10 protein-coding genes are annotated in these 9,865 nt (G+C 69.5%); all 10 read right to left on the bottom strand.

The genetic code is table 11. From position 1 onward, the window contains the following. Positions 1–53: 53 nt before the first annotated feature. A complete protein-coding gene (locus LQV45_RS11625; protein ID WP_230007166.1) occupies positions 54–1,040 on the bottom strand; it encodes a phosphoglycerate dehydrogenase in 987 nt (328 codons plus the stop codon). A gap of 150 nt (positions 1,041–1,190) precedes the next feature. Then, a complete protein-coding gene (locus LQV45_RS11620) occupies positions 1,191–1,853 on the bottom strand; it encodes a GntR family transcriptional regulator (RefSeq protein WP_230007165.1) in 663 nt (220 codons plus the stop codon). A gap of 98 nt (positions 1,854–1,951) precedes the next feature. Beyond that, positions 1,952–2,761, bottom strand: a complete 810-nt coding sequence (locus tag LQV45_RS11615; protein ID WP_230007164.1) for a potassium channel family protein — start codon at positions 2,759–2,761, stop codon at positions 1,952–1,954. A 99-nt stretch (positions 2,762–2,860) separates the two neighbouring features. Beyond that, positions 2,861–3,298, bottom strand: coding sequence for a heat shock protein transcriptional repressor HspR (locus tag LQV45_RS11610; RefSeq protein ID WP_230007163.1), 438 nt, complete (start codon positions 3,296–3,298; stop codon positions 2,861–2,863). Between the two features lie 67 nt (positions 3,299–3,365). Next, positions 3,366–4,361, bottom strand: a complete 996-nt coding sequence (locus LQV45_RS11605; protein ID WP_230007162.1) for a DnaJ C-terminal domain-containing protein — start codon at positions 4,359–4,361, stop codon at positions 3,366–3,368. Between the two features lie 8 nt (positions 4,362–4,369). Next, positions 4,370–4,975 (bottom strand): nucleotide exchange factor GrpE, encoded by a 606-nt coding sequence (locus LQV45_RS11600; protein ID WP_138173922.1) that lies wholly within the window; start codon positions 4,973–4,975, stop codon positions 4,370–4,372. Positions 4,976–4,986: 11 nt separating this feature from the next. Beyond that, positions 4,987–6,858: a molecular chaperone DnaK gene (dnaK, locus tag LQV45_RS11595; protein ID WP_230007161.1), complete on the bottom strand. Its 1,872-nt coding sequence runs from the start codon at positions 6,856–6,858 to the stop codon at positions 4,987–4,989. 307 nt (positions 6,859–7,165) lie between these two features. Further along, on the bottom strand, positions 7,166–8,911 hold the full coding sequence (locus LQV45_RS11590) for a DEAD/DEAH box helicase (protein WP_230007160.1): 1,746 nt from the start codon (positions 8,909–8,911) through the stop codon (positions 7,166–7,168). 135 nt (positions 8,912–9,046) lie between these two features. Next, entirely contained in the window at positions 9,047–9,169 is a 123-nt protein-coding gene (locus tag LQV45_RS11585; protein ID WP_230007159.1) for a SapB/AmfS family lanthipeptide, read from the bottom strand. A 5-nt stretch (positions 9,170–9,174) separates the two neighbouring features. Then, positions 9,175–9,865, bottom strand: a 691-nt coding sequence (locus tag LQV45_RS11580) for a lanthionine synthetase C family protein (protein WP_230007158.1), incomplete at its 5' end; no start/stop codon positions are given.

Genomic DNA, 9,865 nt, shown 5'->3' with positions numbered 1-9,865 from the left:
GCTGTGAGGTGAACATCGGTGTTCCTTTCGGGTGGGGTGGTGCGGGTGGGGGCTCAGGCCACGAGCGCGGCCGGCACCCGGCCGGCGAAGACGTCGACGATCGCCTGCGCCGTGGCCAGCCCGATGCGTTCGTACGCTTCGCGGCTGTCGGCGGCGGCGTGCGGCGCGACGACGACGTTGTCGTGGTGGAAGAGGGGGTTGTCGGCCGACGTCGGCTCGAGCTCGAACACGTCGAGTCCCGCACCGGCGATCCGGCCCGAGGCGAGGCCGCGGTCGAGGGCTGCCTGGTCGACAAGACCGCCGCGGGCGGTGTTGACCAGGATCGTCCCCTCGCGCATCGCCGCGATGAGGGCGTCGTCGACGATGTGGTGGGTCGCGGGGACGTGGGGCGCGTGCACGCTCACGATGTCGACGTCGGCGACGGCTTCGGCCGGGGTGGCGACGAGCCGTACGCCCAGTCGGGCCGCCGCAGACTCGTCGGCGAAGGGGTCGTAGGCGGTGATCTCCACGTCGAATCCCTGGAGGCGCCGTGCCACGAGCTGCGCGATCGCGCCGAAGCCGATGAGTCCGATGGCTTTGCCCGCGAGCTCGCGGCCGACGAAGCGATCCCATCGCCCGGCCTTGGTGGCGGCATCCATCTCGGGCATGCGCCGGAGCACCGCGATCATGAAGCCGATGGCGAGCTCCGCCACGGCCGCGGCGTTACCGCCGGGGACGTTGACCACCCGGATCTCGCGCTCGCGCGTGGCATCGAGGTCGATGTTGTCGAGCCCCACGCCGAGCCGCGAGATGATCTGCAGCCGATCGGCGTGCTGCAGGGCCTCGGCGTCGTACACCTCGACGCCGGCGACGGCGGCGTCAGCACCCTGCAGGAGCTCGTGCAACTCCGCCTGGGTCCAGGGCACCGTCGACTCGTTCTCGACGAGGGTGAAGCCGTGGTCGAGCAGGATCCGGCGGCCGGTTCCGCACAGTTCGGCGTAGCGGACCGGGCCGACGATCACGGTACGGCCGTGCCCGACGGTGGAGGTGGCGGGAGACATCACTCGAAGCCCTTCTGGACGGCAAGGGTTCGAGGAACCGATCACCGTTGAACGATTTGTTTACTGTTAACAGTCAACATAAAGGTGCAGGCGAACGGTGTCAAGGCGACGCCGCGAGATGACGCGGTGACGCCGACGAGCGGCCGTCGCTCAGGACTCGGAGCGCTCCGCCAGGCCGCGCAGCACGTCGCGCACGTGCCCCTTGGCGAGCGTCAGGTGCAAGCGCAGCCGGTGCACCGCGGCATCCACATCACCGGTACGGATGACATCGAGAAAGCCCTGATGATCCTCGGTTGCCGAGGCGATGTCGGAGGTGTCGCTGAGTTCGAAGAGGATCGCGAAGATGCGCTGGTACGGCCGCCACGCGTCGAGGAGGCGGCGGTTCTGCGAGTTGACGTAGAAGCTCGTGTGGAAGTCCATGTCGAGCTCGGCGAAGCGCTCCCCGGCGTCCTTCGCGGCGGCGACGGCCATCTCGTCGACGATCCCCTGCACGCGGTCCCAATCGCGCGCACTGGCATTCTGGATCGCCAGCCGGATCGCGAGGGACTCCAACGCCTCACGGACGACGTACAACTCTTCGACGTCGCGCAGATCCATCGCGCGCGCGTACAGGCGCTTGCGGCGGTCCTCCGCGAGCCCCTCGACCTCGAGCTGGCGCAGGGCGTCCCGCACGGGACCGCGGCTGACGTCGAAGCGTGCCGCGAGACTGTCCTCCGCGAGGTGGGTGTCGGCGGGGATGATGCCGCGGATGATCTCGACGCGCAGACGGTGCGCGATCTGGTCCCCCATGGCGAGCGGTCGGAGTTCGGACACGGCTGCCTCCCAATTGTCGAAGGTTGACAGAGTACCGTGCCGCCCCGCGGGGCCGCGGCCGGCGACCGGGTCCGTCGTCGAACGTCGAGCGGCCCCGGTCACCCGCGCTTCTGCGGATCGCTCCCGTCCGAGACCGGAGCGGGCAGGGCGGCCAACACGCGCTCGATGTCGGCCCGGGTGGCGGGGAGCTGGTCCTCGTGCCCGCGAGTCACGCGCTCGAGCACCCACGATGCGAACGTCGCGGTGATGAGGCCCACGAGCACGACGCCGCTGAGCATCAGCAACACCGCCACGACGCGCCCCTGCACGGTGATCGGGGTGAAATCGCCGTAGCCCACGGTCGTGATCGTGCAGAACGCCCACCAGACGGCGTTGCCGAAGCTCGTGATGCTCGCCCCGGGCGCATGCCGCTCGGCGGAGAGGACGGCCAGGGACGCCTGCCAGATGAGGAGCAGGGCGACACCCGCGCCGTAGATGAGCATCTGGGCGCGAAGGGAGCTGCCCACGCTCTTGCTGAAGGATGCCAACCGCGTGAACGCGCCGAGGAGCCGCACCGGGCGCAGGGTCGGGAGGATCACGACGAGGACGTCGAAGAGGTGCGCGCGCACCCACCGCCGCTTCGGGCTGCTCAGCGACAGACGCACGAGGTAGTCGGTGATGAACATGACCCACGTCAGCGCGACGACCGCCGAGCAGACGATCGACCACAGCCCGACGAGGTCGCCGATCACCTGGAAGGTGTAGGCGAAGAGGAAGGCCAGGGCGGCGACGGTGAGCGGCCAGTACGTCGCACGCCCCCACGCGACGCTCGCACGCGTCTCGCCCCTCCTGCCCGCGACCGCGCGACGGAACGGCCCCGCGGTCACCGCCGCATCCTCACCCTGAGCGCTTGTCGTGGTCGAGCCCATGCATGAACTTTACGGCTCGGGATGCCGCCGCCCGCTCGACCCTCTGCGGGGTGATCCCGGGCGAACAGCGCCTCGCCGAACACCCGCGGTCATCGCCGCTCAGTCGTCGTGCGGGGTGTGCGGACGCCAGAGGACCACGTCGGTCGCCCGGCGCACGCGCGCCCCGTGGCGCAGCGTCACGACCGCCCCGGTGGCCCCGGCGGCGAACACGCGCGCCCCCGGACGCGACTGTCGCTCAGCGATGAGCTGACGCTCGAGGTCGTTCACGCGTCGCGCGAGCTCGTGCACGCGCTCTTCGAGGGTCAGCAGCCGCGCGATCGCGGGAAGGCTCATCCCCTCGCTCGAGAGACGCGCCACTTCCCGCAGCTGCTGCACGTGGCGGCTGGAGTACCGCCGTGACCCGCCCTGCGTGCGGGCGGGAACGACCAGACCGAGCCGGTCGTACTGCCGCAGCGTCTGCGGGTGCATGTTGGACAGCTCCGCCGCAACGGCGATCGCGAAGATCGGAGCGTCTTCGTCGAGTTCCCTGTCGGACACGGCCTCTCCTCTCTCGTCGATCGCCTGCTCCTGGCATCCGATCATCGCGGATGCCAGGAGCCCGGCGTTACTGGCGCGCCTTGGACATCAGGTCGGCGCGGGGGTTTTCTTTGGGTTCGAGCGCGTGGAAGCGCTCGAGGGCTTCGCGGGCAGCATCGTCGAGGTGGTCGGGCACGGCCACCTGGACCTCGGCGAGGAGGTCGCCGGTGCCCTTGGACGAATGGATGCCACGGCCCTTGACTCGCAGCACCCGACCCGACGGGGTGCCCGGGGCGACGCGAAGACGCACGGTGTCACCGCCGAGCGTCGGCACTTCGATCGTCGCGCCCAGCGCCGCCTCGGTGAAGGTGATCGGGACGGTGAGCCGCAGGTTGAGGCCGTCGCGGGAGAAGACCGGGTGCGTGCGCACCGCGACCGTCACGACGATGTCGCCGCTCTCGCCGCCGTCCGGCGACGGGCGGCCCCGTCCGCGCAAACGGATCTTCTGACCGTCCGACACCCCGGCGGGGATCTTCACCTTGAACGGGACGTTGTCCTCGCCCTGGAGCGTGATCGTCTCGCCCTTGGCGGCGGTGACGAAGTCGAGGGTCGTCCGGGCCGTCACGTCGGAACCGCGCTGCGGACCGCCGAAGCCGCGGTAACCGCCGGTCGTCTGGCCGAAGCGCCCCGACCCGAAACTCGACCCCTGCTGGTCGAACATCGAGAAGAAGTCGTCGAAGCCACCCGGCATGGGGCCCGTCGATCCGCCCCGCTGCTGGCCGAATCGGCTGAAGACGTCGTCGAAGCCGCCTCCGGCGCCCGATCCCGGGGCGGAGAAACGCGCCCCCGAGCCCATGGCCCGGATCTGGTCGTACTCCTCGCGCTGCTCGGGGTCGTTCAGCACGGCGTAGGCCTCGCTGATCTCTTTGAACTTGGCCTCGGCCTTCGCGTCACCCGGGTTCGAGTCGGGGTGGTACTGGCGCGCGAGCTTGCGGTACGTCTTCTTGAGATCGGCTGCACTCACGCCCTTGTCGACGCCGAGGACCTTGTAGAAGTCCTTGTCGAACCAGTCCTGACTCGCCATGCGTCCTCCTACTCGGCCGGCACGGCCACGACGACCTTGGCCGGTCGCAGCTCGATCGAGCCGAGGCGGTACCCGACCTCGACGACCTCGAGGATCGTCGCTTCGGTCACGCCGGGGGTGGGCGCCTGGAAGATGGCCTCGTGCTGCTGCGGGTCGAAGGGCTCGCCGGCGGCGCCGTACGACACCACGCCGAGACGCTCGGCCACGGCGCGCACCTTGTCGCCGATGGCGGCGAAAGCGGTGCCCTCGACGAGGTCGCCGTGCTTGACCGCGCGGTCGAGGTCGTCCATGACGGGCAGCAGGCCCTTCACGGCCTCGCCCTTGGCGCGCTCGATCTCGCGTTCGCGCTGCTCCTCGGTACGCCGACGATAGTTGGCGTACTCGGCCTGCAGGCGCTTGAGATCGACCAGCAGCGAGGCCTCCTTGTCGGAGGACGCCCCCTCTGCGGCTGCCTCGTCGGTCTGCTCGGCACCGAGGATGTCCTCGATGGTCAGGCCCTCGGCATCCGGGGTCTGGTCCGACGGCGCGGGGCCGGAGGTGTTCTCCTCCGGCCCCGTCGTCTCGTCAGGACCGGCGCCCGAGCCCTGGGGCTGTTCGTCGTCCTTGTGTGCCATGGTTCTGTCGCTTACTTCTTGTCTTCGGGCTTGTCGTCTTCGACGACCTCGGCGTCGATCACGTCTTCCTCGGGGTTCGGCGTCTCGCCGTTGCCGGGCTGACCGACGTTGGGGTCGGCCTGCTCGCCCTGGGCCTGCGACGAGGCGTAGATGGCCTCGCCGAGCTTGCCCTGGCTGGCGTTGAGCTTGTCGAACGCGGTCTTGACCGCGTCGTCGTCGTCGCCGGCGAGAGCCGTCTTGAGCGCGTCGACGTCGCCCTGGACCTCGGTCTTGACCTCTTCGGGCAGCTTGTCCTCGTTGTCCTTGATCAGCTTCTCGATCGAGTACGACAGGGTCTCGGCCTGGTTGCGGGTCTCGGCGGACTCGCGGCGCTTCTTGTCCTCCGCCGCGTTCTCCTCGGCCTCGCGGACCATGCGCTCGATGTCCTCCTTGGGCAGCGACGAGCCGCCCGTGATGGTCATCGACTGCTCCTTGCCGGTGCCCTTGTCCTTCGCGGACACGTGCACGATGCCGTTGGCGTCGATGTCGAAGGTGACCTCGACCTGCGGGATGCCACGGGGAGCCGGGGCGATACCGGTGAGCTCGAAGGTGCCCAGCGGCTTGTTGTCGCGGGTGAACTCGCGCTCGCCCTGGAAGACCTGGATCGCGACCGACGGCTGGTTGTCGTCGGCGGTCGTGAAGGTCTCGCTGCGCTTGGTCGGGATGGCGGTGTTGCGCTCGATGAGCTTCGTCATGATGCCGCCCTTGGTCTCGATACCGAGGCTCAGGGGGGTGACGTCGATGAGGAGGACGTCCTTACGCTCGCCCTTGAGGACACCGGCCTGCAGGGCTGCGCCCACGGCCACGACCTCGTCGGGGTTGACGCCCTTGTTGGCGTCGCGACCGGTCTCCTTCTTCACCAGCTCGGCGACCGCGGGCATGCGGGTCGAGCCACCGACGAGCACGACGTGCGCGATGTCGTCGACCTTGACGCCGGCCTCGCGGATGACATCCGAGAAGGGCTTGCGGGTGCGGTCGAGGAGGTCCTTGGTGAGGTCCTCGAACTTGGCGCGCGTGAGGGTCTCGGACAGCGACACGGGACCCGAGTCGGTGAGCGAGAGGTAGGGCAGGTTGATGCTCGTCGACGTGGACGACGAGAGCTCCTTCTTGGCCTGCTCCGCGGCCTCCTTCAGACGCTGCAGGGCGATCTTGTCACCCGAGACGTCGACACCGGTGGTGTCCTTGAACTGCTTGATGAGGTAGTCGACGACCCGCTGGTCCCAGTCGTCGCCGCCGAGGCGGTTGTCGCCGGCGGTGGCGCGCACCTGGATGGTCGAGAAGTCGTCGTCCTTGCCCACCTCGAGGAGCGAGACGTCGAACGTTCCGCCACCGAGGTCGAAGACGAGGATGAGCTCGTCCTCTTTGCCCTTGTCGAGGCCGTACGCGAGGGCCGCGGCGGTGGGCTCGTTGATGATGCGCAGGACGTTGAGGCCCGCGATCTCGCCGGCCTCCTTCGTCGCCTGACGCTCGGCGTCGTTGAAGTACGCGGGCACCGTGATGACGGCATCCGTCACCGAGTCGCCCAGGTACTCCTCGGCGTCGCGCTTGAGCTTCTGGAGGATGCGCGCCGAGATCTCTTGCGGCGTCCACTTCTTGCCGTCGACGTCGAAGCTCCACGTGGTGCCCATGTGGCGCTTCACGCTGGAGATGGTGCGGTCGACGTTGGTGACGGCCTGGCGCTTGGCGGTCTCGCCGACGAGCACCTCGCCGTCCTTCGTGTACGCGACGACCGAGGGGGTCGTGCGGAAGCCTTCGGCGTTGGCGATGACCTTCGGCTCGCCACCCTCGAGCACGCTCACGACGGAGTTGGTCGTACCGAGGTCGATTCCCACTGCACGGGGCATATGTGTCTCCTTGATCATGAGCCGGACGGATGCCACGACTCGGTGTTGATGAAGTCTGCTCGCGGGTTGAGCCGCGATGACTCAAGGTTATCGCGGGACCCCCGGCGCGTCAAGCAGACTTGATATGAATCGGCTCAACTTCTGCCGCGTACCCGCTTCGCCACCGGGGCGCGTTCTGTGCACCGGGGCGGTCGATGTGCGCCCCGGTCCACGAACCGCGCCCCCGCGCGGGGCATCACCCGCCGCAACGGCGACGCCCCCGCGACCATAAGGGTCGCGAGGGCGTCGAACGGGGGATGCCGCGGGGTCAGTCGCGATCGCGATCGCGGCGCTGCGGCCGGTCGCTGCGCTTGGCGGAGCGGCCGCCCTGGTCGAGGCGCAGGTCGATGAGCTGGCCCGAGATGCGCGTGTCGGCGAGGCGGGCGATCGTGTCGCGCGAAAGGTCGGCGGGGAGTTCGACGAGCGAGAAGTCCTGGCGGATCTGGATCGCCCCGAAATCGTTGCGGCGCAGGCCGCCCTCGTTCGCCAGCGCCCCCACGATCTGGCGCGGTTCGACGCGCTGACGGCGCCCCACCGCGATGCGGTACGTCGCGAAGCGCCCGTCGCGCTCGCGGCGCGGGCCGCCCTCGCGGTCGCCACCCTCGCGGGGCGCGCGGTCACGGTCACGGTCGAAGCGCGGCTGCGAGATCGTCTCCTCTTCCATGAAGAGGGGAGTGTCACCCTGCGCGACCACGGCGAGCGCCGCGGCGACGTCTTGCTCGGGCACGTCGTGGTGGGCGACGTAGTGCGCGACGACGTCGCGGAAGGTCGCGATTGCGGCGGTGTCCTCGAGGGCGGTGGTGATCGCGTCGTCGAAGCGCGTCAGACGCGTGGCGTTGACGTCGTCCACGCTCGGCAGCGTCATCTCGGTGAGCGGCTGGCGCGTGGCCTTCTCGATCGCGGTGAGCATGCGGCGCTCGCGCGGAGTGACGAAGCTGATCGCGTCGCCGGTGCGGCCGGCACGACCCGTGCGACCGATGCGGTGCACGTACGACTCGGTGTCGATCGGCAGGTCGTAGTTGACGACGTGGCTGATGCGCTCGACGTCGAGGCCGCGCGCGGCGACGTCGGTGGCGACGAGGATGTCGAGCTTGCCCGACTTCAGCTGGTTCACGGTGCGCTCGCGCTGCACCTGGGCGACGTCGCCGTTGATGGCGGCGGCGGTGTATCCGCGGGCGCGCAGCTTCTCGGCGACCGTCTCGGTCTCGTTCTTCGTGCGGGTGAAGACGATCATGCCCTCGAAGTTCTCGACCTCGAGAATGCGCGTCAGCGCGTCGATCTTCTGCTGGTACGACACCACGAGGTAGCGCTGCGTGATGCTCGCCGAGGTCGTGGTCTTGGTCTTGACCGTGATCTCTTCGGGGTTGTTGAGGTACTGCGCCGAGATGCGGCGGATCTGCGCGGGCATGGTGGCCGAGAACAGCGCCACCTGCTTGTCGGACGGGGTGTCGGCGAGGATCGTCTCGACGTCTTCCGCGAAGCCCATCTTCAGCATCTCATCGGCCTCGTCGAGCACGAGGTACTTCAGCTCGCTGAGGTCGAGCGTGCCCTTGTCGAGGTGGTCCATGATGCGGCCGGGGGTACCGACCACGATGTCGACGCCGCGGCGCAGGGCCGAGAGCTGCTGGCCGTAGCCCTGGCCGCCGTAGACGGGGAGCACCGAGACGCCCTTGATGTGCGCGGCGTACTTCTCGAACGCCTCGCACACCTGCAGCGCGAGCTCGCGCGTGGGGGCGAGCACGAGGGCCTGAGGGTTCTTGTGGCCGGTCTCCATCTGCGACAGCACGGGCAGGGCGAAAGCCGCGGTCTTGCCGGTACCGGTCTGGGCGAGGCCGACGACGTCGCGGCCCTGCAGGAGGACGGGGATGGTGGCGGCCTGGATGGCCGACGGGGTCTCGTAGCCGACGTCTTTGAGGGCCTTGAGCACAGCGGCATCCAGTCCCAGATCGGCGAACGTGAGCTGCTCGGGGGCGGTGTCCGCCTCGACGGAGGGGGCGGGGTTTTCGGATGCCATGCCTCTACGTTACGCGGGTCGCGCGTCACGCCCGGGGACCGGGCCCACGAACGGCCGCGGAACGGGGCGGACGCGTCCCGCGCGGAGGCGGAACGGCGCCCGCCCCGCACGGGACGCGACCGGGGACCGGGGCGATCAGCAGAGCGTCGTCGAAGCGGTGCTGAAGCACAGCGTCATGCTGTGAAAGCTCGAGAACGTCGCGTCGCGACGCTCGTCCTCGCCCTTGTCGAGGTTCTGCAGCGTAAGCAGGTAGCCCATATCGTTCACCTCCCTCCTGTCATCGCCCACGTCCCGGCGGACGAGGGAAGCATGCCGGCGCGACCGCGCCTCGGCGGGATGCCGGGCAGCGCGGTGGCGAGCGGGTCGGACTCGCCGCTCTGCTGCGCGCGGTACGCGGCGAGGACCGCCAGGACCCCCGCGGATCCGGTGGCGAGGTCGCAGGACGCACGGAGCAGCCCATCGCCGGGGAAGGACGGCCCGATCGGGCGACGAAGCCCGTGAACGGCGAGCTCGCCCACGTGATGAGCCACGGCCCGGTCCACGGCGGCGACGTCGTCGATGCGGTCGCGCACATGGAGCAGAAAGAGAAGGAGTCCCGCGCGGCCGTGGAACAGGCCGCTCTGAATGGCGAATCCCGTCATCGCCGTGCGCATGAGTCCGTCCAGAAGCTCCCGGTAGCGTTCGCGATCCCGGGAGTGGGGGAGCAGATCGGCGAGCACGACGCCGATCCCGGCCGATCCGGTCGCGAGGTAGGGCATCGAGCGCCACCCCTCGTCGATCTGGAGCGACCCATCCGGGGCCGGAACGAGCGCGACCAGGTCGTCCTCGAGGAGACGCTCGGCCAACCGCAGGTCGGCCGGATCGCCCGTCCGCTCGAACAGCCGCAGAGCGAAAAGGGCTCCGCCCGCTCCCCCGCTGAGCAGTCCCGCACTGCCGGTGGCCACCGTCCCGGGC

Source organism: Microbacterium sp. Bi128 (assembly GCF_918698205.1).
This window is presented reverse-complemented; position numbering and strand designations above follow the sequence as displayed.